The following is a 24,339-nucleotide window of genomic DNA, read 5'->3' as shown; positions in this document are numbered from 1 at the left end:
CCAAACGTGTTGCCTCTATTTTCAGGTAGCAGTTCACAGCGTTTAGCTTGGGCAAAGTTTCTTCACTCGGTTTGATGTTCGTACCCTTGGATTTGATGCCTAGCGCTCGATCCGATGTTTAATGCTCATAAGTTGACCCTTACCACATGTTAAATTCTTGGGTTTAAAAAATGCCTCCCCTCTGGAAGACATTTTACGATATGTTTAATAATGCATCTCTCCCGATTATGCCAGGTTCCCAGCCATACGCCTTGGATGCATCAGTAATTTTTTCGAGTGGTGCATGCAGCAAATCATCAATTGTTTTAACACCAACCGCGCGACCCGCAATAACGTTACGATCTGCTAGTACCTCATTCAGCACATCCACATCCAAAGCTCCACACATGATGTAACCAATTTCATTTGTAATCATCAATAAATTTGTTTTTGGAAGTTCCACCGTAATAGCAGTAAAGAACATTCCGTCAACCTCGAGCGGATTCACCGTAATCATTCTCGTGCTCATGCCTCCTCCTTGACCTACACTACCATATGTATTCAAGGAGCTTGGACAATGTCACTTGGGGTTCTTATTGTGATTGATTGTTGTCATGCTGCTCGATCGACCTTCTACACTGCTCAATTGACTTTTGGCTGTTGCCCGATCGACTTTCCCCCACTCGATCGATTTCGCACGTAATTCGATCGACTTTCTATACCGCTCGATCGATTTCGCCCGTTGCTCGGTCGATTTTTCATCCGGCTCGATCAATTTTACCTGTGCTCGATCAATTTTGCCTAATCCTCGATCAATTCTGATGGGCCCCCGCTCGTGTCTCTATTCTAATCCGCTTTCCCATCAAAATCATTCCTCAATGTATAGGCTAGTAGATCGCGGAGGAATTCTGGTAAAAAGTATTGTTTAGTTTCGGATTTTGCTATTTCCGGGAGTAACCGTCCAAATGTAAATGTATCGGCCACAGCAACTGAATAAATGCGATCCGGATCAAGCGGTTCACCTTGAAAGAATACATTTTTTACCGACTCACGCCCATCCGTCAGGACTGTTGTAGCAATCGCCAATCCGGAAAATACCATACGGCCAATTACTTCTCCGCGAAACCCGAAGCCCTTCAACTTAAGCTCCATTAAATCCTTCGTAAACGATGCCCGGACAACTTCTGTTAATTCATCTCCGGTTAATTCCACAACACAAGGATTAATCGGATGTGGACATATCCGGTGAATGTCTTTATAGGTAACATCCCCTTTGGAAAGCTCATCAAGCAGTAACCCGGAATTTAACATGGCACAATCTGCTTTTGTCCACATTTTCATTGTGTCGGTCAGTTTCCGCATAATCGCCGTTTCCTGGAACCACTTAACTTCGATTGTCTGATGCAAATGAACAACAGTTTGACCTAATAGATTATTCGCCTTTTTATAAAGTTGCTGCAGCATTTTTTCCGTTTCCGAATCCTTCGCTAAGTGGGTAATATCGGTTGTATATGCCTCTTTATGAACAAGCTTTTTTGCCTGGTGATCCCATGTCAGAATAACCTCACCGACAAAAGTACAATGTTTCCCTGCAGCAGTAATAATCGTGTTATTGACATTTTCCCCTGTCCGCAATAAATGGTGGGTATGTCCGCCAATGATTACATCAATTTCCGAAAACCTTCTTGCAATCGCCTGATCTTCACTGATTCCTAAATGTGATAATAAAATAACGATATCAGCAGCTTCCTTGACTGATTTAATATATTTTTCTAATGCCTTAAACGGATTGGAAACATGCCATTGCAGCAATTCATAGTAGTTGTTAAAGGGGGCGGTTAGCCCTATCACACCAATACGCACTCCGTTTACCGACCGGAAATATACTACAGGCTTCAGCCAATCCGGTTCTTTCTCTGCCATATCATGCAAATTGGCGCAAACCACCTGAAAATCCGCGTCATCATAGAGGTGATAAAGATCCTCATGCCCAAGTGTAATCCCCTCATTATTCCCGAGTGTCACAACATCATAGCCAACATCGTTCATCAGTTGTACATTCGCCTTCCCCATAAACGCTTCCGCAATCGGGTGAACCCGGTCAACGTGATCCCCAACATCCATCAGCAAGCATGATGCTTGTTCACGTGCTTTACTTGCTTTGGCCTCTTTTAAATACCCGGCCACCCTTGGCCACTGGGAAAAGTTACTATGCAAATCGTTTGTATAATAAAGACATAATTTCTCCTGCATGGCTTCAAACTCCTCATGTTAAACCTTCAACAATTAATCGAATTCCAATCATAACAAGTAAAATCCGCAATATCCACTCCAGTGTATTTCCCTTAAGAAGCTGATTGGTTTTAGCCCCAATAACCCCGCCGATCCACGCACCTGGAATAAAGTAAAAAACATAATCCCAGGCAATATGTCCCAAATAAATATGCGAACTTACTGTAATGATACTAATAAAGAAAATCATAAACATGGATGTCGCCGTCGCAATATGGGCGGGAATACCGAACAAAAGGATCATGGCCGGAACCATAATGGATCCCCCGCCAATGCCAAATAACCCTGACAAAATACCGACGATTAAGGATAAAACAAATGCTGCCCAAAATGAAACGGAATAATGATAAACATGCCCGTCCACCCAAAATGTACGGACATGCTTTCTCAGGTTATCAGGAGACTTCGGCTTTCGTTTTACCAGAAACAGTAACGACAATACGACCATTAATAACCCAAAATAGAATGAGAAGTTATCTGCACCAATGTATTGGTTTAACCACGATCCAACGATGCCACCTGGAATGCTGCCAACCAAAAATAAAAGGCCCGTTTTATAATCGATACGACCTTTTTTAAAATAGGATATAGATGAAGCTAATGCCGTAACAACCATCACCATTAAGGAAATCCCAACAATCGTTTGCGGCGTTGCCCAAGCAAAACCTTCTGTATAATGATACAAAAATAACAGGCATGGAATTAAAATGACCCCGCCACCCAACCCAATTAAGCTTCCAACAAATGCGGTTAGCAAACCAATAAACACGCAAATTATGTAAACCAAATAAAATCCCTTCTATCTCTATGTCTGAATCTATGTATGTCTACCTTAATAGTAGCATTGATTTGGTGAGAATCCTATTTAAATACATTGGGGCAATTTTTCAGGGACTATTTGATCGCAAGAATCGAATGTAACAGGGCTTACATGCAAAGGGTTGCCCGATTACATCAACCATAGATTTTGGTAATGAGCCTAGATATTATATAAGTTTTTCTCGCTCTTCAATAGGAGGCTGTTGTTCCATCCATCCGTTCCTAATCATAATTTTCGCCCCCTCATGGGCATATTCGAAGACATCTTTCATGAAAGCAATAGTTTTGGTCGCTAAATCATTCCGCAAACTAAAGGCAGTGCCCAAAGAGTTTCCCCCTATTGCAAAGCTGCAAAAGAGGCTTGTACAATACATCATCAATTTATCAGAGAACGGAGCCACTGTTGAACGTGTGGGATTGCCACCCGATACAGCAGGTGCTTGTACACCATCTTCGAGAAAGACTTCGTTAAGTTCCTTGATTATGCTTTTGGCAATTTCGCCTCCTTTAGTAAAATATTTTTTTACTTTAGGTGTATTAGCACATTGAGCAAACCCAGTAATCATTTGTAACCCAGTAACATTTGTTTCAATCGCGTGGAACATATTTGCAACTTCTACTGTATTCATTGTTCGCTTTCTAGTTAGTGGATTAAGTCCTCCTCTTAAATATGAGGTATCTGAAATAAACTCAACCTTTTGAGGCATTGAGACATAAGGAGGCCGAGCATGCATACCTTTTTCAATCAAATATTGTGTACAAGCATTGTAATATTTTTGAGTAATAGCAGTGAGATCTTTAAAAATCATCACAATATCCTCGCGTGATGCCATGGTTATATTTAGTGTATGCAGGGCCATGCTAATTTCCTTTATCAAGCGAACGAACATGATATCAAAACCATTGTCGTATAGTTTAGGGGTACCTTTGTTGACATCCTCGGAAGTAAATCCGACTGGTATTACAGCTCCCTCATTTTGGAAAATAACCATTATTTTCTCTACATACGGGTCAATTTCATCGTATAAGCTAATCATTATATTTTTTGCTTTTTCGTCATCAGCTTTTTCTATGAAATATTCTAACACCCTTAAAATCATTGTTTTCTGTTGGTAAGTAAGCCATAATGTACCAAGTTCTGAAGAAGTAAGCCCGGGTTTCTCCGGCATGAAATATTCCTCCTTGTATGTTTTTAAAGTTATTAGGCTTTTAGTATTCCTTATATTATTTGCTTTATTAAACCATTTTCAGGGAATTAAATGATTGACATATCCATAAATGGGGCGGCTTATTTAGATTGTTTTTGTTAAATATATTTTCAGCAATATCCATCTTATGATTGCCCGATACCTAAACCAACCGGCAAGAATAACATCGGCAGCCACATTGGACCTATTAAGCATCCGAGAAGTATAAATTTAGGCGGGAATATTTGGAGGTGGCCATGAACTAATGTGGTGGGAGAATATATTTTATAGGAGTATGCCACAGTATTATTCCCACATGCACAAGGTCATTCATGCAGTACATTTATTAGAGCCTGGAGCAAATATAAAATATGTATCGAATCAATGAGGCACGCAAACATAAAAATAACTGCTGACATATACCTTCACGTCACAGAAAAAAATGAGGTCGACGCGATTAGCTTGTATTCAGCAGTATCCAGGATTAAAACAAATATATGGTTATCCGTGGGTGCAATCCACCCACGGACTTTTTTTTAAAACGTTGGAGGCAAAGGTTATCCAATACTACCTTCCATTTCCATTTTTATAAGTCGGTTCATTTCAACAGCATATTCCATTGGCAGTTCTTTTGTAAATGGCTCGATAAAGCCCATTACAATCATTTCAGTTGCTTCTTCCTCGCTAAGACCTCTACTCATCAGATAGAATAGCTGTTCTTCAGACACTTTTGATACTTTCGCTTCATGCTCCAATGAAATATTGTTATTATATACTTCATTATACGGAATGGTATCGGAAGTGGATTCGTTATCCATGATTAAAGTGTCACACTCAACGTTGGCACGTGCATTTTCTGCTTTGCGGCCAAAGTGAACAAGTCCGCGATAGTTAACTTTACCACCATGTTTCGAGATCGATTTGGAAACGATCGTCGATGACGTATTTGGTGCTAAATGATGCATTTTTGCACCAGCATCCTGACATTGACCGCGGCCGGCAAGGGCAATCGAAAGTGTGTTACCACGGGCACCTTCCCCTTTTAATAGAACGGCAGGATATTTCATCGTCAGCTTCGATCCGATGTTTCCGTCAATCCATTCCATTGTTGCATTAGCATCACACGTTGCCCGTTTTGTTACTAGATTATATACGTTATTTGCCCAGTTTTGGATCGTTGTATAACGGCAGTAGGCATCTTTTTTAACAAAGATCTCTACAACCGCACTGTGCAGTGAATTCGTTGTATAAACTGGAGCTGTACAACCTTCCACGTAATGAACAGATGCACCCTCATCAACAATGATCAGTGTCCGCTCAAACTGTCCCATATTTTCCGAGTTAATCCGGAAATATGCCTGTAATGGTGTCGTTGCTTTCACGCCTTTTGGCACATAAATGAATGATCCGCCAGACCATACCGCTGAATTTAGTGCGGCAAATTTGTTGTCTGTAGCTGGAATCACTTTACCAAAGTACTGTTTGAATAATTCTTCGTTTTCCTTCAGGGCTGTGTCGGTATCTTTAAACACAATACCCATTTTTTCCAAATCTTCCTTTAGACTATGATAAACAACTTCGGACTCATATTGTGCTGATACACCAGCTAAATATTTTTGTTCTGCTTCCGGTATACCTAATTTATCAAAAGTTTGTTTGATTTCATCTGGTACTTCATCCCACGTTTTACCTTGTCTTTCGGACGGCTTCACATAGTAAACAATTTCATCAAAATCTAGTTCTGAAAGATCGCCGCCCCATTGTGGCATAGGTCGTTTATAAAAGTGGTCCAATGCTTTTAAACGATAATCCAACATCCACTGCGGTTCTTCCTTCATTCTGGAAATTTCCTTCACCACTTCAGGTGTCAGACCTTTTCCAGAGCGGAAAACTGAAACGTCTCTATCACGAAAGCCATATTGGTACTCTTCTTCCATCTCTGGCATATTCTTAGCCATGAAAAAAACCTCCTTTTAGTGTCACCCATGTCTAATCCGTATTTCCTACTGCATGTCGTGGACTCCTTTTTCCATTGCCTTCCAAGCAAGGGTTGCACATTTAATCCGTGCAGGAAACTGCGAAACACCTTGCAATGCTTCGATATCACCAAAATCAGCCTCTTCGGTGTCAACGTCCTCGCCAAGCATCATATCGGAGAACATTTTTGACATATTTAATGCCTCGTGAATTGGCTTTCCTTTGATCGCTTGTGTCATCATCGATGCGGATGACATACTAATGGAGCAACCTTCCCCATCAAACTTAGCGTCCTTAACGATCCCATCCTTCACTTGCAATTGAAGCTGGATACGGTCCCCGCATGTTGGGTTATTCATATCAACGGTTAGTGCATTGCCGTCGACTGTTCCCTTGTTCCGCGGATTTTTATAATGATCCATAATTACTTTTCGGTATAGTGTATCAAGGTTGCTAAAAGACATCACCAAAATACTCCTTCGTTTTCAAAAGTCCATCAACTAAACGATCAATATCTTCCTCGGTGTTGTATAAATAAAAGCTTGCTCTCGCGGTAGCAGTGACATTCAACCATTTCATCAGCGGCTGTGCACAATGGTGCCCAGCTCTTACGGCAATCCCTTCCGCATCAAGTGCCGTCGAAGCATCATGCGGATGGACATCATCCAGATTAAACGTTACGAGTGCTGCCCGTTTTTCCGGTCCATAAATCGTAATACCATCAATTGTCCGCATCTTTTCCATCGCGTAGTCCGCCAGTCTATGCTCGTGAGCTGCAATATTCTCCATACCAACTTCATTTAAAAAGTCAATTGCCGCACCAAGTCCAATCGCACCTGCTATGATTGGGGTACCGCCTTCAAATTTCCAGGGGAGCTCTTTCCAGGTTGAATCATAGAGGTTTACGAAATCGATCATCTCACCGCCAAATTCAACTGGTTCCATTGCTTCCAGATGTTCGCGTTTCCCATATAATACCCCAATACCGGTTGGTCCACACATTTTATGGCCGGAAAAAGCGTAGAAATCACAATCCATGTCCTGTACATCCACTTTTATATGTGGAGCGCCTTGTGCACCATCAACAAGCAATACGGCTCCGTGCTGATGGGCAATTTGCGCAATTTCTTTGACCGGATTAATCGTTCCAAGCACATTTGATACATGCGCGACTGCGACCAGTTTTGTGCTATCGGTAATGGCCTGACGAACATCATCGAGATCAATTGTACCATCTGGTTGTAATGGTAAATAGTTCAATGTTGCACCTGTAGCCTTCGCGGCTTGCTGCCATGGAATAATATTACTATGATGCTCCATCGGGGTAATCAAAATTTCATCCCCGCTTTTCATATTACTACGTGCATAACTATATGCAACTGTATTAATCGATGTTGTTGTCCCACGAGTAAAAATCACTTCCGCTGTACTTGATGCATTAATAAAACGACGTACTTTTTCTCGTGCACCTTCATACTTTTCTGTGGCCCTTGTACCTAAAGTATGAACACCGCGGTGAACATTTGAATTATCTTCCCGGTAATAGGCATCAAGTGCTTCGATAACAGGTAACGGCTTTTGCGATGTTGCCGATGAATCAAGATATACTAAGGGATGTCCGTTCACTTCCTGGTTCAAAATAGGAAACTGTTGCCGTATGGCTTGCACATCCATTAGTAAACCTTCCTTTCAATAACCTGTTTCAGTTGTTCTTTAACCGATGCAATCGGCAGCTGACCAACTACTGGCTCCAGGAAGCCATGAATGATTAATCGTTCCGCTTCAAATTTTGAAATCCCACGGCTCATTAAATAGTACATTTGAATCGGATCAACGCGACCAACCGAAGCCGCATGCCCCGCCATTACATCATCTTCTTCAATCAATAGAATTGGATTTGCGTCTCCACGGGCTTTTTCACTCAGCATCAGGACACGAGATTCCTGTTCCGCATTTGATTTCGATGCCCCGTGCTCAATTCTGCCGATCCCATTAAAAATAGTCGTTGCATTATCTTTCATAACACCATGTTGAAGGATATACCCTTCTGAATTTTTTCCAAAGTGAACAATCTTTGTTGTGAAATTTTGTGTTTGACTGCCGCGTCCTACGGTTACAGCTTTTGCATTGGAATTGGAATTATCGCCAACTAAATGCGTAACATTTTCTGAAACCGAGTTACCGTCATTCATTTGCCCTAATGCCCAATCAATTGATGCATCACGATAGGCAACACCACGACGGTTTACATATGTTGTTGTTCCTTCAGCAAAATTATCAACAGCACCAAATGAGATTTTGGCATTATTTTGGGCAATTACTTCGGTCACTATATTGGCTACGCTTTGTTCTTCATGATTACTGGAGATATAGTTTTCCACATATGTCAATGAGCTGTTATCATCCGCAACAACTAATACATGATTGAACAACGCCACTTCCGGATCTTCCTGCCAAAAAATAGCTTGCAACGGTTTATCCAATTGAACATTTTTCGGTACGTACACGAAAACGCCACCGTTCATTAACGCAGCATGAAGTGCAGTCAAACGATGTTCATCGATTGATACCGCATCTTTCATATAATAACGTTTCACTAAATCCTCATGTTCGTTTAAAGCAGTGAAGATATCAGTGAAAATAACACCTTTTTCCTTCAGATCATCTGTCAGTGCTGCATATGCAACGGTGTGATTACGCTGGATTACCAGATTTTCAGTTTTATTTTCTTTATCAAGAAATTCCTGAATTTCCGCCGGCAGCTCTTCTAGAGAAGAAATTGTAGCGCCTTCTGCTGTATGTTTAAACTTACTGAAATTCCACTTGCCTATTCTCGTTTTATCCGGTTCTGGCATTGGAAGAGCATCAGCTTGTTCCAAAGCTTGAAGGCGTAAATTCCGCATCCATTCTGGTTCATTCCTGTCTTGTGAAAACTTGATTGTATAACCTTGATCGTATGGCAGCTTTGTTTCAACAGTCATATTACCCCTCCTAACCTTTACGCATTTTGCTCAACAGTTTCGTCTTCAATACCCAATTCTTCCTTAATCCAGTCGTACCCTTCAGCTTCTAACCGTTGTGCCAGCTCAGGTCCGCCAGATTTAACAACACGTCCTTGCATCATGACATGGACAACGTCCGGAGTAATATAATTCAGCAAGCGTTGATAGTGCGTAATAATTAAGCAGCCAAAGTTTTCATCACGTAACTTATTGATCCCTTTGGAAACAACTTTCAGTGCGTCAATATCCAGCCCGGAATCGATTTCGTCCAAGATGGCAATTTCTGGTTTGATCATCATTAATTGTAAAATTTCATTACGCTTCTTCTCACCACCGGAAAAGCCTTCGTTTAAATAGCGTTGTGCCATGTTTTTATCAATTTCCAGGTAATCCAGTGTATTATCCATTTCCTTAATAAATTTCATTAATGGAATTTCATCGCCTTCCTCACGACGAGCATTAATCGAGGAGCGCAAGAAGTCAGAAGTTGTCACACCACTGATTTCACTTGGATACTGCATGCCAAGGAACAGACCAGCACGAGCACGTTCGTCAACTTCCATTTCCAACACATCCTGGCCGTCCAAAAGTACACTTCCTTCTGTTACTTCATATTTCGGATGACCCATAATTGCTGATGCCAGGGTGGATTTCCCTGTTCCGTTCGGCCCCATGACCGCATGGAATTCTCCACCCTTTATCGTAAGGTTTACACCTTTTAATATCTCTTTTCCTTCAATAGATACATGAAGATTTTTGATTTCTAGTGTTGATCCTGCCATATCGATACCTCCAATTACTATTATGTGTGTATTCAAATGGAGCAATTTCCATTCTCAATTTATTCTCATTACAATCTTATATCATTTCGAATGTATATTCAACTCTTTTAGGTTGATAAATATCACGTTTTTTCTTGGGATAGTTATAGTTTAACACAAAGTGAAACGTCATTGTCTGTTAGGCAATTTGGCCATGAACGAGGAAATTACACAACTTGCAATCTAAGGCCATTCACCAATCTCATATTCCAAAAAATGCTGGCAACTTGTATATAAAGTTGCCAGCATTCATTCGTTAAATTTCTATTAGAAAAGAAAATGTATAAACTAAGGCCCAATTCCGTTCGCAACAGTGTAGGCCACGTCCGGCTCCAGCGCCCAGCGACTAGTGGACAACACCCGCCTCCGTACGATAAGTCAACATCGGTTCGGGTAAGAAGGAATGCCGACTAAGAACGGACTTTGCGTCCAACTCACGTCTACCCCTGTTGCAGGGGCATGTTTCCTTTATCTCCTACGGTAGGAATGTTCGGTTAAAACCGCCGCTTTGCGCGGCAACACCGAACCACCCTGCATGGCAGGGCGCAGTCCATACGTCGCTAACCGGGCGCTTCCACCTTTGGTTCTTATTTATGAAAATGACTATCGATTTCCGCGACAATATGCTTGCATTGCTCGTATTCTTGTTGCCTTCTCTTTTCCACAACGATTCGTTTGTCAAGTTTCCTCCCGTATTCCGCATAGCCCATTCCGTGTGACTGCTGCATTGCTTTCTCCATTTCGGGAGTGTAATTCATCCTTATTCCACTGTGGATAGTGAATCATCCTTTCGTTTTATTTACAATCCTAAGATTATCACAAGGACGATTCCCGTGGCAAAGCCGATTTAAACGTCAGTTAACGCATTGAATTGGAAATTAGCCGCTGAACCGAACATAGCCATTTTTCTTCATCATATTTATCTTTTTTCACCTGGATACTGCCAAATACTCAAAATTCCCAATAAATTACTTTTCTCCACCGACCGGAACAACTGCCCCGTCATATTTATCCAACATAAAGTCCTGGATTTCTTTTGAATGCAGCACGTCTACCAATGTATTCAACGCTTCATTATCTTTGTCTTTCGCTTGAACAGCAACAACATTCACATATGGCGATTTTTCATCTTCCAAAATAAGCGTGTCGTCCATTGGATCTAAACCGGCCTGAATGGCATAGTTTGTGTTGATGGCAACGAGAGTATTTTCCTCTGAATTATACAGTTCCGGTAAAATTGCTGCCTCATAATCCGGTGAAAAGGTTAAGTTCTTCGGATTTTCAACAATATCATCAAATGTCGCTTTGTTCGTTTTCACACTATCGTCCAATTTGATCAGACCAGCTTTTTCAAACAAGGCTAATACACGGGGATGATCTGATACGGAATTACTTAAAATGACTTCAGTACCATCTTTCACATTATCCAGACTGGTAATATCTTTGGAGTAAATCCCCATTGGTTCAATGTGGATGCCATCTATATAGTCCAAATCATATCCCGTATCCTTTACTGTTTGCTCCAAATATGGGGTGGTTTGAAAATAGTTGGCATCAAGATCACCATCTGCCAAGGCGTCGTTTGGTAATACATAATCCTGGTATTCCTCAATTTCAAGTGTGATTCCTTTTTCTTTCAGAAGTGGTTTTGCTTCTTCCAAAATTTCTGCATGCGGCACACTGGTTGCCCCAACTTTAATGGTTGTATTTTCATCGTCACCTTTGCTTTCATCAGACCCGCCACATGCTGCTAATACGAGTACCAACAATATAGATACAAATGCTAAAATCTTTTTCATGATGAACTCCCCCTTTTTATCTTTTATCTAATTTATTGGAAATAAAGTCGCCAATAAACTGAAAAATAAATACGATTAAAACAATAACGACGGTACAAATAAAGACAATATCAAAATTACGCCGCTGAAATCCAAAGTAATAAGCATAATTCCCTAAACCACCAGCGCCAATGACACCAGCCATTGCTGTATAACCAATCAGTGCAATCGCCGTTACGGTCAGCCCTGAAACCAATGCGGGCATGGATTCAGGAAGTAACACCCGAAAAATAATCGTTCGTGTTTTGGCACCCATTGCTTTCGCCGCTTCCACCACACCTTTATCCACTTCCTTCAAAGCAATTTCCACAAGCCTTCCATAAAATGGGGCTGATCCGATAATCAATGCTGGTAAGGCAGCATTGGGGCCACGAATCGTACCAATTAAAAAGTCGGTAAATGGAAATAACAGTAAAATCAAGATGATAAACGGAATCGCTCGAAATATGTTTACGATTGCTGCGACAACAAGGTTAATTAATTTATTTTGCCAAATCCCACCCTTCGCAGTCAGGTATAATAGCAAACCGAGCAGGATCCCCAAGATTAACGTTCCAACGAGTGAAAGTATCGTCATATAAAACGTTTCATAGATTGCTCCCCAAAGGTCCTCAACATCCAAATTGGGAAATAAATCAGTTAACATCACGGATCACCTCCACTTCAACCGAGGTTTTGGTGATAAAGCCGATTGCCTTGTCCATTTCTTCTGTTTCTCCTTCTATTTGTACAAACAGCGTTCCATAGGCGCCAGCTTGCGTTTGGGTAATTTTTCCCTGTAAAACGTTAATATCAACCTTATATTTCTTCGCCACTTGACTAATCAGTGCCTGGTTTGCCGTTTCCCCGATAAAATGAAGGCGAACAATCTTTCCATGATCATAGGCATTAATCAAGTCCTGTATTCCTTCATTCTCATCCTGTGTACCCATTACCTGCTCAACAAATTTTTTCGTCACTTGCTGCTTTGGCCGTAAAAACACATCCAGCACGTCACCTTGTTCAACGATCTTTCCATTTTCCATTACGGCAACCTGCCGGCAAATTTTACGAATAACGTGCATTTCATGGGTAATTAAAATAATCGTCAGGCCCAGCTTTTTATTAATATCCACCAGCAAATCTAAAATCGCGTTGGTCGTTTCCGGGTCAAGTGCTGAGGTAGCCTCATCGCAAAGCAGCACTTTTGGATTGTTGGCAAGTGCTCTGGCAATCCCGACTCGCTGCTTTTGCCCGCCGCTCAGCTGTGACGGATAGGCATTTTCCCGTTCAGAAAGTCCAACCAAATCGATCAGCTCCCGAACCCGCCTCTCCCGTTCCGCTTTTGGCACTCCAGCAATTTCCAAAGGAAACGCAATATTATCCTTTACTGTCCGCGACCATAGCAAATTAAAATGCTGAAAAATCATCCCAATTTCCTGTCTCGCCAGCCGGAGCTGATTAGAATTCATGGCCGTAATGTCTTGATCATCTATAATAACCCGTCCGCTAGACGGCTCCTCTAACCGGTTAAGCAATCTGACAAACGTACTCTTACCGGCACCACTGTAGCCAATCACACCGAAAATCCCGCCTTCCTTAATTGCAAGTGTTAAGTCATCAACGGCAGTGATTTGCTTTTTATTGGATGTAAAAATTTTGCTTAATCCTTCAATTGAAATCACGAATAATCCTCCTTAGCAATAACTCGGCATCCGCCTTGCATTTTCAGAGGTCGGAAGCCAGAGGTCGGATTGGAAGAAATCGGCGAATTGCTGATTTCATTATCAAAACCTCTTACATATCTCTTATTATGCCCATTGAAACCAAAAACGCCTTTCTGCAAGAGAACAGAAAGACGTATCTATAAAAAGTCTCACGTCCCCTCATCTGTCAAAGGATTACTTTGCAGGAATTGGCACCTTTCAAATACACCTGAAGGTTGCCGCGGGTTCATAGGGCCAGTCCCTCCACCGCTCAAGATAAGAGATAAGTCGTATTTAATTTAAAAATGATAAGTAAAATACTAGCACTTACCGAAACACGTGTCAATGCAAAAAGTAATAGTCCGCTAATTATGAATTATTAGCGAACAACTCCGGTTTATATTTCAGCAAATAACTGTAAATGTTCCCGATCGAACGGAACGCATAAACGCTTTCTTTGATTTCCCCATCTTGTTTTATCAGCAGACATGGCACACTTTCGATTTTGTTATCTTGCATAAAATCGGGATGCAGTGCAGCATTCATTTCATAAAAAATGTCCTCATGATGCACCGCTTCAATTTTGTCCAGCATCGATCTTGCCAATGCACATGTACCGCAAAACGGGGTGTAAATATATAGTAAATAATGATCTCCAATCAATGTTTCGTCTGTAATCTGTTGCAAAACTATCACCCTACACCAAAAATATCGGATTGACCGCGATTCGTTTGCTTACTAATACGGTTGCAAGGATTTGTTCAGGCGTCGTTGCTACTTCCCGATATTCACTGTTTACGTAAATATGCTCTGCATGGGGGAGCTCCCGTGCTAATTGTTTACGCAGCTTTATCCCTGATTCATCCTCATCAACTAAAATGAAGACATCCTTATTATCCAAATCATACGTATACAAAAGCTCATCAAACCGTTCCACACCGAGCGTGCCATTCGTACAAATTATTTCAACATCCTCCGTGATTACTTTTTTGATTTGCTTTTTATCGGTTAACCCCTCAACAATAATGACTTTGTCTGATTCATGTGTCATGATCCCACAGCACTCCTTACCAAATCAAGCAAAAAGCTGCTTACAACTATAATATGATGCGAATAAGGCTGACTCTACACCTTTTAATTGGAGTGCAAAGTCAGCCTCGAATGCGTTCTAATTTTATCTGATTAATCTTCCTGAATAACCTCTTCGTATTTTTCAGCAGATAACAATTCGTCTATTTCCGATTCATCAGAAGGCTCAACCACAACCATCCATGCTTTCTCATATGGCGATTCGTTTACTAGTTCAGGGCTGTCCTCTAATTCTTCATTTACTTCAACGACTTTACCACTGATTGGGGCATACAGTTCAGATACAGTCTTAACAGATTCAACACTTCCAAAAGGCTCATCCGCTTCGATTTCGTCTCCTTCTTCCGGCAGCTCAACAAATACAATATCGCCTAACTCATCTTGTGCAAAATCAGTAATTCCGATTCGTACTTTGCCATCTTCTTGTTTTACCCATTCATGTTCTTCTGAATATAATAAGTCCTTTGGTAAGCTCATTAAAATCCCTCCATTAATTCATAGCAATTTTACTATACTAGGTAACCCGGTTTATTTCTAGTATTTCACCTTACATTTACAGCCATTCTTCTTCAAAGGTTTCTTCTTTAAATCCAACCGTTACCTTTTGTCCATTTGTAACAATCGGCCGCTTGATCAGCATACCATCTGACGCCAGGATTTCCGCCATTTCTTCAGTACTGGCATCTTTAATTATTTCCTTAATATTCCCTTCCCGATACTTCTTGCCACTTGTGTTGAAAAATTTCTTAGCAGGTAAACCGCTTTTCTCGATCAAATCCAGCAACTCGTTTTTTGTCGGCGGGTTGTCCACAATATGTATGCTCGTATAGGTGATGTTTTGATCGTCCAACCATTTTTTCGCCTTTTTGCATGTACCGCAATTTGGATACCAGTAGAATGTTAACGCCATATACTTTACATCCCTCCCCTGCCCATGTAATTAATTTCATCTATTATAGCAGATTTGTATGGGAATGGTCGAAGAAATTGCAGATTAAGAATCCAATTTTATTCACCGATGGTATAATGATGAAAAGAAGTACTGTTTGAAATCGAAAGCAATACACGTTGACGATTCTATTTTCATAGTAACAAATAAAAAACCATGATATACTATAAAAAATAGCGCCATAAAGGGAAAGGTGTTCGGGATGGGAGAAAAATACGGTGGCAAAACAAGTAAAGATAATGACATGATCAAAGAAAGCAATCTGACATATGATGATTACGCTTCAATCGACGACGGGAACCGATATGAACTGGTAAATGGACAATTAGAATTGATGAGTCCTGCGCCAGCCGTTACCCACCAATTGATTAGTCATCAAATGCAAAAGATAATCACACACAGCTGCGAATCGGATTATTTTATTTTATATGCACCTGTTGATGTCATTCTCTCTTCCAAGGAGGTTCGTCAGCCAGATCTTGTTCTATTACACAGAAGCCGTATCGATATTTTACGTAACCGCGGGATTGAAGGTGCACCAGACCTTGTTGTCGAAATTCTGTCACCTTCGACATTAAAGCGTGATAAAATTGATAAACTTAAAACTTACGCACGGTATAAAATCCCGGAATACTGGATCGTGGAACCTGCAAGCGGAATGTTAGAACAATATACGCTTCAAGACGAACAATATACTATATTTAATGTTTTTCAACATAATGATAATGTATCTTCTCCAAACGTCTCATGTATTTCCTTCACTATGGAAGAAATTATGAATAATATTCCCGATATCAAGAATTAACAAAAGCCCTAGTTACCAACGTAACTAGGGCCTTTGATTTTTTATACAAAATATTTTTCTTCTTCAATAATACCCGCCGCAATCTCGCGTTTTTTCGCAATAACATTTGTTGGTGTGTGGCGTGTAAGTTTGCGTAATGACGAAAGCATCATACGCAATGTATCGCCTTCTTCAACAGCGATCAGCGTTTCTTTTGCATCCGCTTCAATTCGGTTAAATGCTTCCTGAACATAAACTTGTGTATAAAGCAGTTTTTGTTTATTCTTTTCTTCACCCGATTTGTTAATAGCTTTTTCGGTCCGAAGAATAGCAGATTCCATGTTATACACTTCATTAACCATATCGGCAAGGTTTACGAGGATTTCTTGTTCATTCTCCAGCTTCTGCATATACTTTTGTGCTGCGAGTCCGGCACCAAGCAAAACGATTTTCTTAGCATTTTTCAAGAGATGTTTTTCTTGTGCTAACGTTTCATCACCGACTTCTTCCGGCATCATCATCATGAGCTCTTCCTGCAGGCCTTGTGCTTTTTGCAGTAATGGCAATTCCCCTTTCATTGCTTTTTTCAGCAATGTTCCAGGCACGATTAAACGATTGATTTCGTTTGTTCCTTCAAATATCCGGTTGATCCGTGAATCACGGTACATACGGGCAACCTCATATTCTTCCATAAAACCATACCCGCCATGAAGCTGTACGGCTTCATCAGTGACATAATCGAGACATTCCGTAGCAGCGTATTTATTCATCGAGCACTCGATTTGGTATTCGGCAATCGCTTTGGCTATTTCACGTCCATCTTTTAATTGCTTATCTGTTAAAGCTCCCATCCGCTGTTCGAACAATCCGACTGTGCGGTAAACGGCACTTTCATTTGCATACGTCCGTGCTGCCATTGTAGCCAATTTTTCCTGCGTAAGGCTAAAGCTTGAAATGGATCTGCCAAATTGCTTACGTTCGTTTACATACTTGGTTGCCACTTCGATTCCACGTTTTGAACCGCCTACACCACCGATTGCCAATTTATAACGGCCGACGTTTAAAATATTAAAAGCAATTTTGTGGCCTTTGCCTTTTTCCCCTAATAGATTCTCAACAGGTACTTCTGCATCTTCCAATATCAATGTACGGGTTGACGAGCTTTTAATTCCCATTTTGTCTTCTTCATTACCAACTGATACACCAGGGAATTTACGCTCTACAATGAATGCAGAGAAATGTTCGCCGTCGATTTTGGCATAGACAATGAAAACATCTGCGAATGCCGAGTTTGTGATCCATTGTTTTTCGCCATTTAAAATATAATGGGTACCAGCATCATTTAATTTGGCGGTTGTTTTTGCACCTAGAGCATCGGACCCTGATGAAGGTTCTGTTAATGCGTAGGCCGCTAAAAGTTCACCAGTTGCAAGTTTTGGTAAATACTTTTGTTTTTGCTCATCGTTGCCGAAAAATACGATTGGCAATGAACCGATGCCAACATGTGCCCCATGTGTTACGGAAAATCCGCCAGCACGGGAGAATTTTTCCGTAATTAAGGAAGAACTAATTTTATCTAATGCCAATCCGCCATATTCTTCCGGAACATCAGCACCTAACAATCCAAGTTCCCCGGCCTTTTTAAGCAGATCCACCGAGTATTCAAATTCGTGGTTTTCTAATTTGTCTACTACTGGCAACACCTCACCGGCGACGAACTCTTCCGTTGTTTTAGCAATCATTTTATGTTCGTCAGTGAAATCCTCCGGGGTAATCACATCATCACCGGTTAAATCCTCTATTAAAAATGCTCCACCTTTAAATAATTTTTCTTTCGTTTCACTCATGATTAACGTCCCTTTCCATTATGAAATAATAGGGCAAACACCCTTCTGTGAGTTTTAGCATTTCTGTGATGTTCAGCATTTTTAGATGAACTTCAGTATTTTCTCCTGAACTTCAGCACTTTCTCTTTGAGCTTCAGTATTTTGTATGAAGTTCAGCACTTTCTCTATAAACTTCAGCACGTTTTAGATGATGTTCAGTACTTTCTCCGTAAACTCAGCATTTTAATAAGAAGTTCAGCATTTCCTCTGTGAACTTCACAATTCACTTAAAAACATCACCTTGACCATAAGGTTTAACTAAACAAGTTCAAATACACCAGCAGCACCCATTCCGCCACCAATACACATGGTAACAACACCATATTGTACGTTGCGACGCTTCATTTCATGAATCAGACTTAACGTTAATTTCGTACCGGTCATCCCAAGTGGGTGGCCAAGTGCAATGGCGCCGCCGTTTACATTGACAATATTCGGATCGAGTTCTAATGCTTGGATAACACGAACCGATTGGGAAGCAAATGCTTCGTTCAATTCGAACAAGCCAATGTCCGCTAGTTCAAGTCCGGCAATTTTCAATGCCTTTGGTACCGCTTTAACCGGACCAACGCCCATAATTTCCGGCTCCACACCTGCTACAGCAAAGGAACGGAATTTCACAAGTGGTGTAAGTCCTTCCGCCTCAGCTTTATCCCGCTCCATTAACAATACGGATGCTGCACCATCACTCATTTGCGATGAATTACCAGCTGTGACAGATCCTCTCACATTAAATGCCGGGCGCAGTTTTGCCAATACTTCCATCGATGTTCCTTTGCGTACACCTTCATCCATTTCAAATATGAAGCTTTTCTCTTCAATCTGATTGTTTTTGCCAACTACCCGCTCGGTTACTTCAACCGGAACGATTTCATCCTTGAATTTCCCTTCTTGGATAGCTTTAGCCGCACGCTCGTGACTCTGAACCGCAAAGGCATCCTGATCTTCGCGGGAAATACTGAAACGATTGGCTACTTCTTCGGCGGTATGCCCCATCCCCATGTAGTAGCCTGGTGCATCCTGAACAAGCTTGCTATTCGGCTTGATTACGTGACCGCCCATTGGAATCAAACTCATTGATTCCGTTCCACCGGCAATCATCGTATCACTAGCACCGATCATAATACGCTCCGCTGCAAAAGCAATACTTTGCAAGCCTGATGAACAGTAGCGATTAATGGTGACTCCTGGAACCGTATTCCTCAATCCTGCAAGGCCGGCAATATTACGTGCCACATTCATTCCCTGTTCTGCTTCAGGCATCGCTGTTCCAATAATGACATCATCGATATTGCCGTCGTAATTCCCAGCACGTTTTAGTGTTTCTTTTATCGTTAATGCTGCCAAATCATCTGGTCGAGAATTGGCGAGTGACCCTTTCTTAGCTTTTCCTACAGGGGTTCTTGCACCTGCAACAATTACTGCTTCCTTCACATTTCTTCCCCCTCTTCTTTTTAATTACGTAAAGGCTTCCCTTTTAGTAGCATGTGCTGCATCCGTTGTTGGGTTTTCGGCTCCCCGATTAAACTTAGGAATGCTTCCCGTTCTAAATCGAGCATGACTTGTTCGTCAATTAATGTACCTTCTTTTATTCGTCCACCTGATAGTACATATGCGAGTTTTTCCGCGATTTTTACATCATGATCTGATGCATAACCACTTAGTTGGAGTGACTTTGCTCCTAGCAGCATTGCCGCATAACCAGGATCACCGACAACCGGTACCTTTTCCCGTTTTGGCGCCTGATAGCCAGCATTTGCTAAGGCAAGTACTTTTTCTTTTGCATCATGCAGCAGATGATCCGGATTTGCACTGATGGCGTCTTGGTTATTTAAAAAGCCGTTCTCCCGTGCTTCGGCAGCCGATGTGGAAACTTTTGCGGTAGCTACTTTTTCAAATACATCAATCGCTACTTTTGTCAGATCAAACTCAACACCCTTCGGCAGGTTGCGCAGCTCTTTTAAATACAGCTCTTTAGTACCGCCACCGCCTGGGATTAAACCAACGCCAAATTCCACAAGTCCCATGTACGTTTCCGGTGATGCCTGGATTGCAGCCGCCGGTAAGGAAACCTCTGCACCGCCGCCAAGTGTCATATTAAATAGTGCAGACACAACCGGTTTCTCGGAATACTTAATGTTCAGCGCCATGTTTTGGAATTGACGAACAACCATATCCAACTCAAAGAAATTATCGTCCTGTGCCTCCATCAGCATCATGCCAAGGTTTGCCCCCACACAGAAATTTTTGCCTTGGTTGCCGATGACAAGTCCTTGATAATTTTTCGCAACCTCTTCTAGTGCAAAGTTAACCATTTGGATAATATCCAGTCCAATGGCATTGCTTTGCGAATGGAATTCTAAAGCTGCTACACCGTCCCCTAAATCTATTAAACTAGCGCCCGTATTCTTTTTAATGACCCCATTAACATCTTTAACCCGTTTTAAATTAATTTCTTTTTTATTGAAATGCTGCTGTTTATATTCACCTTGATCGTAATAATAGACATTGCCATTCTCTGTTTTATAGAAGGATTCATTGCCATCTTTTAATAATTTCAGCACCCAGTCAGGAACCGTTTCTCCTTCTTGTTGCATCCGCTCGACTGATTTGCGGACACCAATCGCGTCCCATGATTCAAATGGTCCAAGTTCCCAGCCGAAGCCCCATTTCATAGCCTGATCGATGGAAATAATATCATCGGCAATTTCACCAGTAAGCTCTGCTGAATAAATCAATGCCGGTTTCATTACAGACCAGACTAAATCACCCGCTCTGTCACCTTTCGCCGATACAAGCGCTTTCAATTTGCGATGCGAACCTTTTTCCTGTTTTGCCATTTCGGTTGCAGCCGTTTTTAGTTTTTTCCGATCCTCGTATTCTAGTGTTTCCGGATTTAATTCATAGATGGTACTGCCGTTTTTGTCTTTCTTCTTCCAGAAAAATCCTTGACCGCTCTTAGCACCGAGCCAGCCTTTTTCCTGCATGCTTAAAATAAACTGCGGTACATCGAATACTTCTTTTTCCGCACCTTTAACCTGATCATAAACATTTTTGGCCACGTGAATAAATGTATCAAGGCCAACAACATCCAGCGTACGGAAAGTCGCACTCTTCGGACGGCCAATCATTGGTCCGGTAACAGAATCAACCTCACCGACACTATATCCGCCCTCCAGCATTTTTTGTACAGTGACGAGAAGTCCGTATGTACCAATTCGGTTGGCAATAAAGTTTGGTGTATCCTTTGCTTCTACTACACCCTTACCAAGTACATTCTCGCCAAATTTTTTCATGAATGCCAGTACTTTCGGATCTGTATCCTTCGTCGGTATAACCTCAAGTAATTTCAAATAGCGAGGCGGGTTGAAAAAGTGGGTACCGAGAAAATGTTTGCGAAAATCTTCGTAACAATCTTCTGCCATTGCCTCTACTGAAATTCCTGATGTATTGGAGCTAACAACTGTTCCGGGTCTACGATATTTATCGACATTTGCAAAAATCTGTTTCTTAATATCCAATCTTTCTACGACAACTTCAATAATCCAGTCCACATCAGCTAATTTTTCCATGTCATCATCCATATTGCCAACCTCGATTAAATCAAGGCTCTGCTTTGTCGTAATCGGTGATGGTTTCTGCTTTAATAGGGCCTTTTTGCTTTGGGCTGCCGTTCGATTTCGAACAACACGATCTTCCAGTGTTAAGCCTTTTTTCGCTTCATCCTTCGTTAATTCCCTCGGTACAATATCGAGCATCAGCGTCGGTATCCCAACGTTAGCCAAGTGAGCAGCAATTCCGGATCCCATTACACCAGACCCTAATACTGCAGCACGCTTGATCGTTCGTGTCATGATTTGTCCCCCAATCCTTATTTGAATGAACACTCATTCATTTTACTGCGAAAAATAAAAGATAGTTCCCTATCCATCTATTAATCAGTATAAATTATATTCAGAAATATCGCAACGGAAACGAATAAAAAAGTTTAGGATTTATTATGATTTGCAGGGTGGTAGTGGATATGTTAGGAAAACATGCTGTTGTTGCGCGTAGATTACTATTGATGTTTCGCTTTCACTGCCGATGTTCCACTGTTTCCTGGTGATGTTATGCAATTCACTGTCGATGTTCCGCTGTTTCCTGGTGATGTTATACAATTCACTGCCGATGTTCCGCTGTTTCCTGTTGATGTTATACAATTCACTGCCGATGTTCCGCTGTTTCCTGGTGATGTTATACAATTCACTGCCGATGTTCCACTGTTTCCTGTTGATGTTATACACTGCAGATAGACTGATTATCCCTGCCAATGTCCTTAAGATCGACTCCTCCATCAAACCACCCGGATGGACGATAGCTGACACGTGTTAAAAAGTGTCAGCTCCAGGATTTATCATCAACCCGCTGGCATTGGTGTTGGTGTTGGACCAATTCCATTCCCGCCAAACGTATCGTCAATAAGTTTTCGAATATCTTTTAGCGATTCACCGTCTTTATATTTCGCAACAGCAGTTTTAGCGATATCAATACAAATACCACAGCTAAAGCCCATACTATCAAGTTCAGCAATTTTTCCATTAAACTTATCAACAAAACAATCCGTATTGCTTTCATGGCCATTGCTGTCATAGCAGCCACAATAACAAGGCATATAATCCAGTACATCTGAATGATTGATTGCCAGTTCATACGCACCTTTTACACGGGGATCATCAACCTCGCCAAAAAACTGGACCATTGTCTCGGACCATGCTTCTTTTTCCATGTTGTAGGAAAGTCCATCCAATGATTGATCAACATGTAATTCCCCGGATGTTTGATCCTGCTGCTCCGAAATCGCCTTATCATTGGAACAGGCCACAAGCGCTACCAATAACACTAAAAACAGAAACATAAACTTTTTCAAAGTAAAATGCCACCCTTTCGCTTTTCTTCTACGATAATAATATCGAATACAGAACAGTTATTGGTGGCATAATCATGAACATTTTACGACGTTTTTAAAAAACGTAATCATTACAGTTTACAAATCGTAATCATTACTGTATGATGATTTAGGAAATAACAAGGAGGAATATGATTGAAGCGAAATGTTATAATCATTACATTTATACTATTAGCACTAACCGTTGCTGGGTGTAATGCGGCAAAGGATAGTGACAAAGAAGGACTAACCATTTATACATCGATTTATCCGATTCAATATGCTGTGGAGCGGATTGGTGGTGACACGGTTGATGCCAAGTCTGTCTACCCACCTGGTGTTGATGCACACACCTATGAACCGACAACTAAAACAATGACATCGATCGCGTCCGGTGATGCATTTATTTATTTGGGTGCTGGCATGGAAGGCTTTGCGGAAAGCGCAGCAGACGCACTGCAATCAGAGGGTGTCCAGTTAGTCGAGCTGGGAAAACATGAGGAGCTCTTTCATACAGATGCAGAACACCATGAGGATGCGGATCATGCTGATGACGGACATCACCATGGTGACCATAACCCACATATTTGGCTTGATCCATTACGAATGATCGATATGGCTGATTTAATCAAGCAAGAATTAATCGAGTTAAATCCGGATAAAAAAACACTTTATACAGACAATTTCAATGCACTAAAAGAAGATTTGCTTAATCTGGATAATAGCTATCAAGAAACACTTAAGGCGAAAGCAAATAAAAAAATACTGGTGACGCACGCCGCATACGGATATTGGGAAGAACGATATGGAATTGAACAAGTGGCGATCAAAGGGCTGTCATCGAGTGATGAGCCGTCCCAAAAAGAGTTAACTTCCATTATTGATCAGGCGAAAGAATATAAACTGCACTATATTCTTTTTGAACAAAACAGTTCCGATCGTGTATCAACAATTATGCAAGATCAGCTAGGTGCAAAGGTTTTACGTATTCATAATTTATCCGTCCTTACTGAGGATGACATAAAAAATGAAGAAGATTATTTATCCTTAATGAAGCACAACCTGGAAGTGCTGGATAAGGCAATAGACGAGGGAAGGTGAAAA

25 protein-coding genes and 1 riboswitch are annotated in these 24,339 nt (G+C 41.2%); of the genes, 2 read left to right on the top strand and 23 right to left on the bottom strand.

What is annotated here, in order from left to right; genetic code table 11:
• Nucleotides 1-193 precede the first annotated feature (193 nt).
• From IEX12_RS06220 to IEX12_RS06135, 18 genes are all read right to left on the bottom strand, one after another.
• Nucleotides 194-496 (bottom strand): YunC family protein, encoded by a 303-nt coding sequence (locus IEX12_RS06220; protein WP_088053089.1) that lies wholly within the window; start codon nucleotides 494-496, stop codon nucleotides 194-196.
• Between the two features lie 63 nt (nucleotides 497-559).
• Complete coding sequence (locus IEX12_RS06215; RefSeq protein ID WP_140392760.1) at nucleotides 560-754, bottom strand: hypothetical protein; 195 nt, start codon at nucleotides 752-754, stop codon at nucleotides 560-562.
• Nucleotides 755-825: 71 nt separating this feature from the next.
• Nucleotides 826-2,232, bottom strand: coding sequence for a bifunctional metallophosphatase/5'-nucleotidase (locus tag IEX12_RS06210; RefSeq protein ID WP_088053088.1), 1,407 nt, complete (start codon nucleotides 2,230-2,232; stop codon nucleotides 826-828).
• Nucleotides 2,233-2,245: 13 nt separating this feature from the next.
• Nucleotides 2,246-3,058 (bottom strand): sulfite exporter TauE/SafE family protein, encoded by an 813-nt coding sequence (locus tag IEX12_RS06205; RefSeq protein ID WP_088053087.1) that lies wholly within the window; start codon nucleotides 3,056-3,058, stop codon nucleotides 2,246-2,248.
• A 199-nt stretch (nucleotides 3,059-3,257) separates the two neighbouring features.
• The gene (locus tag IEX12_RS06200) at nucleotides 3,258-4,259 is read right to left on the bottom strand and encodes a DUF3231 family protein (RefSeq protein ID WP_188724796.1); all 1,002 of its coding nucleotides are present in this window, start codon (nucleotides 4,257-4,259) and stop codon (nucleotides 3,258-3,260) included.
• A 575-nt stretch (nucleotides 4,260-4,834) separates the two neighbouring features.
• Nucleotides 4,835-6,235, bottom strand: a complete 1,401-nt coding sequence (gene sufB, locus IEX12_RS06195) for a Fe-S cluster assembly protein SufB (RefSeq protein WP_088053085.1) — start codon at nucleotides 6,233-6,235, stop codon at nucleotides 4,835-4,837.
• A 45-nt stretch (nucleotides 6,236-6,280) separates the two neighbouring features.
• The gene (gene sufU, locus IEX12_RS06190; RefSeq protein WP_088053084.1) at nucleotides 6,281-6,718 is read right to left on the bottom strand and encodes a Fe-S cluster assembly sulfur transfer protein SufU; all 438 of its coding nucleotides are present in this window, start codon (nucleotides 6,716-6,718) and stop codon (nucleotides 6,281-6,283) included.
• Complete coding sequence (locus tag IEX12_RS06185) at nucleotides 6,708-7,928, bottom strand: cysteine desulfurase (protein WP_088053083.1); 1,221 nt, start codon at nucleotides 7,926-7,928, stop codon at nucleotides 6,708-6,710. The genes sufU and IEX12_RS06185 overlap by 11 nt, the downstream gene beginning before the upstream one ends.
• Nucleotides 7,928-9,235 (bottom strand): Fe-S cluster assembly protein SufD, encoded by a 1,308-nt coding sequence (sufD, locus tag IEX12_RS06180; protein WP_088053082.1) that lies wholly within the window; start codon nucleotides 9,233-9,235, stop codon nucleotides 7,928-7,930. Before sufD ends, IEX12_RS06185 begins: the two co-directional genes overlap by 1 nt.
• Nucleotides 9,236-9,252: 17 nt before the next feature.
• On the bottom strand, nucleotides 9,253-10,038 hold the full coding sequence (sufC, locus tag IEX12_RS06175; protein WP_088053081.1) for a Fe-S cluster assembly ATPase SufC: 786 nt from the start codon (nucleotides 10,036-10,038) through the stop codon (nucleotides 9,253-9,255).
• A gap of 626 nt (nucleotides 10,039-10,664) precedes the next feature.
• Nucleotides 10,665-10,835 (bottom strand): YuzK family famiily protein, encoded by a 171-nt coding sequence (locus IEX12_RS06170; protein WP_188724795.1) that lies wholly within the window; start codon nucleotides 10,833-10,835, stop codon nucleotides 10,665-10,667.
• Between the two features lie 210 nt (nucleotides 10,836-11,045).
• Entirely contained in the window at nucleotides 11,046-11,876 is an 831-nt protein-coding gene (locus IEX12_RS06165) for a MetQ/NlpA family ABC transporter substrate-binding protein (RefSeq protein WP_102414993.1), read from the bottom strand.
• A 16-nt stretch (nucleotides 11,877-11,892) separates the two neighbouring features.
• A complete protein-coding gene (locus IEX12_RS06160; RefSeq protein ID WP_088053079.1) occupies nucleotides 11,893-12,561 on the bottom strand; it encodes a methionine ABC transporter permease in 669 nt (222 codons plus the stop codon).
• Nucleotides 12,551-13,579: a methionine ABC transporter ATP-binding protein gene (locus IEX12_RS06155; RefSeq protein ID WP_088053078.1), complete on the bottom strand. Its 1,029-nt coding sequence runs from the start codon at nucleotides 13,577-13,579 to the stop codon at nucleotides 12,551-12,553. Before IEX12_RS06155 ends, IEX12_RS06160 begins: the two co-directional genes overlap by 11 nt.
• Before the next feature lie 198 nt (nucleotides 13,580-13,777).
• A riboswitch (SAM riboswitch) is annotated at nucleotides 13,778-13,883 on the bottom strand.
• An 86-nt stretch (nucleotides 13,884-13,969) separates the two neighbouring features.
• Nucleotides 13,970-14,287: a thioredoxin family protein gene (locus IEX12_RS06150; RefSeq protein ID WP_188724794.1), complete on the bottom strand. Its 318-nt coding sequence runs from the start codon at nucleotides 14,285-14,287 to the stop codon at nucleotides 13,970-13,972.
• A gap of 10 nt (nucleotides 14,288-14,297) precedes the next feature.
• Nucleotides 14,298-14,651, bottom strand: a complete 354-nt coding sequence (locus tag IEX12_RS06145) for a toprim domain-containing protein (RefSeq protein ID WP_088053076.1) — start codon at nucleotides 14,649-14,651, stop codon at nucleotides 14,298-14,300.
• A 131-nt stretch (nucleotides 14,652-14,782) separates the two neighbouring features.
• Complete coding sequence (gene gcvH, locus IEX12_RS06140) at nucleotides 14,783-15,166, bottom strand: glycine cleavage system protein GcvH (protein WP_088053075.1); 384 nt, start codon at nucleotides 15,164-15,166, stop codon at nucleotides 14,783-14,785.
• Nucleotides 15,167-15,242: 76 nt separating this feature from the next.
• Nucleotides 15,243-15,599, bottom strand: coding sequence for an arsenate reductase family protein (locus tag IEX12_RS06135; RefSeq protein WP_088053074.1), 357 nt, complete (start codon nucleotides 15,597-15,599; stop codon nucleotides 15,243-15,245).
• Nucleotides 15,600-15,840: 241 nt separating this feature from the next.
• Between IEX12_RS06135 and IEX12_RS06130 the strand changes: the two genes are divergently transcribed.
• Nucleotides 15,841-16,443, top strand: coding sequence for a Uma2 family endonuclease (locus tag IEX12_RS06130; RefSeq protein WP_088053073.1), 603 nt, complete (start codon nucleotides 15,841-15,843; stop codon nucleotides 16,441-16,443).
• Nucleotides 16,444-16,484: 41 nt separating this feature from the next.
• Here the strand turns inward: IEX12_RS06130 and IEX12_RS06125 are convergent, their stop codons facing one another.
• The 5 genes from IEX12_RS06125 to IEX12_RS06105 form a co-directional block, all read right to left on the bottom strand.
• Nucleotides 16,485-18,269 (bottom strand): acyl-CoA dehydrogenase FadE, encoded by a 1,785-nt coding sequence (locus IEX12_RS06125; RefSeq protein WP_088053072.1) that lies wholly within the window; start codon nucleotides 18,267-18,269, stop codon nucleotides 16,485-16,487.
• 297 nt (nucleotides 18,270-18,566) lie between these two features.
• Nucleotides 18,567-19,742: an acetyl-CoA C-acetyltransferase gene (locus IEX12_RS06120; protein WP_088053071.1), complete on the bottom strand. Its 1,176-nt coding sequence runs from the start codon at nucleotides 19,740-19,742 to the stop codon at nucleotides 18,567-18,569.
• A 20-nt stretch (nucleotides 19,743-19,762) separates the two neighbouring features.
• Nucleotides 19,763-22,162, bottom strand: coding sequence for a 3-hydroxyacyl-CoA dehydrogenase/enoyl-CoA hydratase family protein (locus IEX12_RS06115; RefSeq protein ID WP_188724793.1), 2,400 nt, complete (start codon nucleotides 22,160-22,162; stop codon nucleotides 19,763-19,765).
• Between the two features lie 144 nt (nucleotides 22,163-22,306).
• Nucleotides 22,307-22,645: a hypothetical protein gene (locus IEX12_RS06110; RefSeq protein ID WP_188724792.1), complete on the bottom strand. Its 339-nt coding sequence runs from the start codon at nucleotides 22,643-22,645 to the stop codon at nucleotides 22,307-22,309.
• A gap of 62 nt (nucleotides 22,646-22,707) precedes the next feature.
• Nucleotides 22,708-23,217: a PCYCGC motif-containing (lipo)protein gene (locus tag IEX12_RS06105; protein ID WP_230856011.1), complete on the bottom strand. Its 510-nt coding sequence runs from the start codon at nucleotides 23,215-23,217 to the stop codon at nucleotides 22,708-22,710.
• 174 nt (nucleotides 23,218-23,391) lie between these two features.
• Here IEX12_RS06105 and IEX12_RS06100 point away from each other — a divergent pair, with 174 nt between their 5' ends.
• Nucleotides 23,392-24,336 carry a metal ABC transporter solute-binding protein, Zn/Mn family gene (locus IEX12_RS06100; protein ID WP_088053068.1) on the top strand — a complete coding sequence of 315 codons (945 nt, stop codon included), beginning with the start codon at nucleotides 23,392-23,394 and terminating at the stop codon, nucleotides 24,334-24,336.
• Nucleotides 24,337-24,339 lie beyond the last annotated feature (3 nt).

Source organism: Lentibacillus populi (genome assembly GCA_014642895.1).
Lineage (GTDB): Bacteria > Bacillota > Bacilli > Bacillales > Amphibacillaceae > Lentibacillus_C > Lentibacillus_C populi.
This window is presented reverse-complemented; position numbering and strand designations above follow the sequence as displayed.

Coding starts and splice junctions, on each gene's coding strand:
- IEX12_RS06220 (WP_088053089.1), bottom strand. CDS start 496: ATGATTACGGTGAATCCGCTCGAGGTTGACGGAATGTTCTTTACTGCT.
- IEX12_RS06210 (WP_088053088.1), bottom strand. CDS start 2,232: ATGCAGGAGAAATTATGTCTTTATTATACAAACGATTTGCATAGTAAC.
- IEX12_RS06200 (WP_188724796.1), bottom strand. CDS start 4,259: ATGCCGGAGAAACCCGGGCTTACTTCTTCAGAACTTGGTACATTATGG.
- sufB (WP_088053085.1), bottom strand. CDS start 6,235: ATGGCTAAGAATATGCCAGAGATGGAAGAAGAGTACCAATATGGCTTT.
- sufU (WP_088053084.1), bottom strand. CDS start 6,718: ATGTCTTTTAGCAACCTTGATACACTATACCGAAAAGTAATTATGGAT.
- IEX12_RS06185 (WP_088053083.1), bottom strand. CDS start 7,928: ATGGATGTGCAAGCCATACGGCAACAGTTTCCTATTTTGAACCAGGAA.
- sufD (WP_088053082.1), bottom strand. CDS start 9,235: ATGACTGTTGAAACAAAGCTGCCATACGATCAAGGTTATACAATCAAG.
- sufC (WP_088053081.1), bottom strand. CDS start 10,038: ATGGCAGGATCAACACTAGAAATCAAAAATCTTCATGTATCTATTGAA.
- IEX12_RS06170 (WP_188724795.1), bottom strand. CDS start 10,835: ATGAATTACACTCCCGAAATGGAGAAAGCAATGCAGCAGTCACACGGA.
- IEX12_RS06165 (WP_102414993.1), bottom strand. CDS start 11,876: ATGAAAAAGATTTTAGCATTTGTATCTATATTGTTGGTACTCGTATTA.
- IEX12_RS06160 (WP_088053079.1), bottom strand. CDS start 12,561: ATGTTAACTGATTTATTTCCCAATTTGGATGTTGAGGACCTTTGGGGA.
- IEX12_RS06145 (WP_088053076.1), bottom strand. CDS start 14,651: ATGACACATGAATCAGACAAAGTCATTATTGTTGAGGGGTTAACCGAT.
- gcvH (WP_088053075.1), bottom strand. CDS start 15,166: ATGAGCTTACCAAAGGACTTATTATATTCAGAAGAACATGAATGGGTA.
- IEX12_RS06135 (WP_088053074.1), bottom strand. CDS start 15,599: ATGGCGTTAACATTCTACTGGTATCCAAATTGCGGTACATGCAAAAAG.
- IEX12_RS06130 (WP_088053073.1), top strand. CDS start 15,841: ATGGGAGAAAAATACGGTGGCAAAACAAGTAAAGATAATGACATGATC.
- IEX12_RS06125 (WP_088053072.1), bottom strand. CDS start 18,269: ATGAGTGAAACGAAAGAAAAATTATTTAAAGGTGGAGCATTTTTAATA.
- IEX12_RS06115 (WP_188724793.1), bottom strand. CDS start 22,162: ATGACACGAACGATCAAGCGTGCTGCAGTATTAGGGTCTGGTGTAATG.
- IEX12_RS06110 (WP_188724792.1), bottom strand. CDS start 22,645: ATGGAGGAGTCGATCTTAAGGACATTGGCAGGGATAATCAGTCTATCT.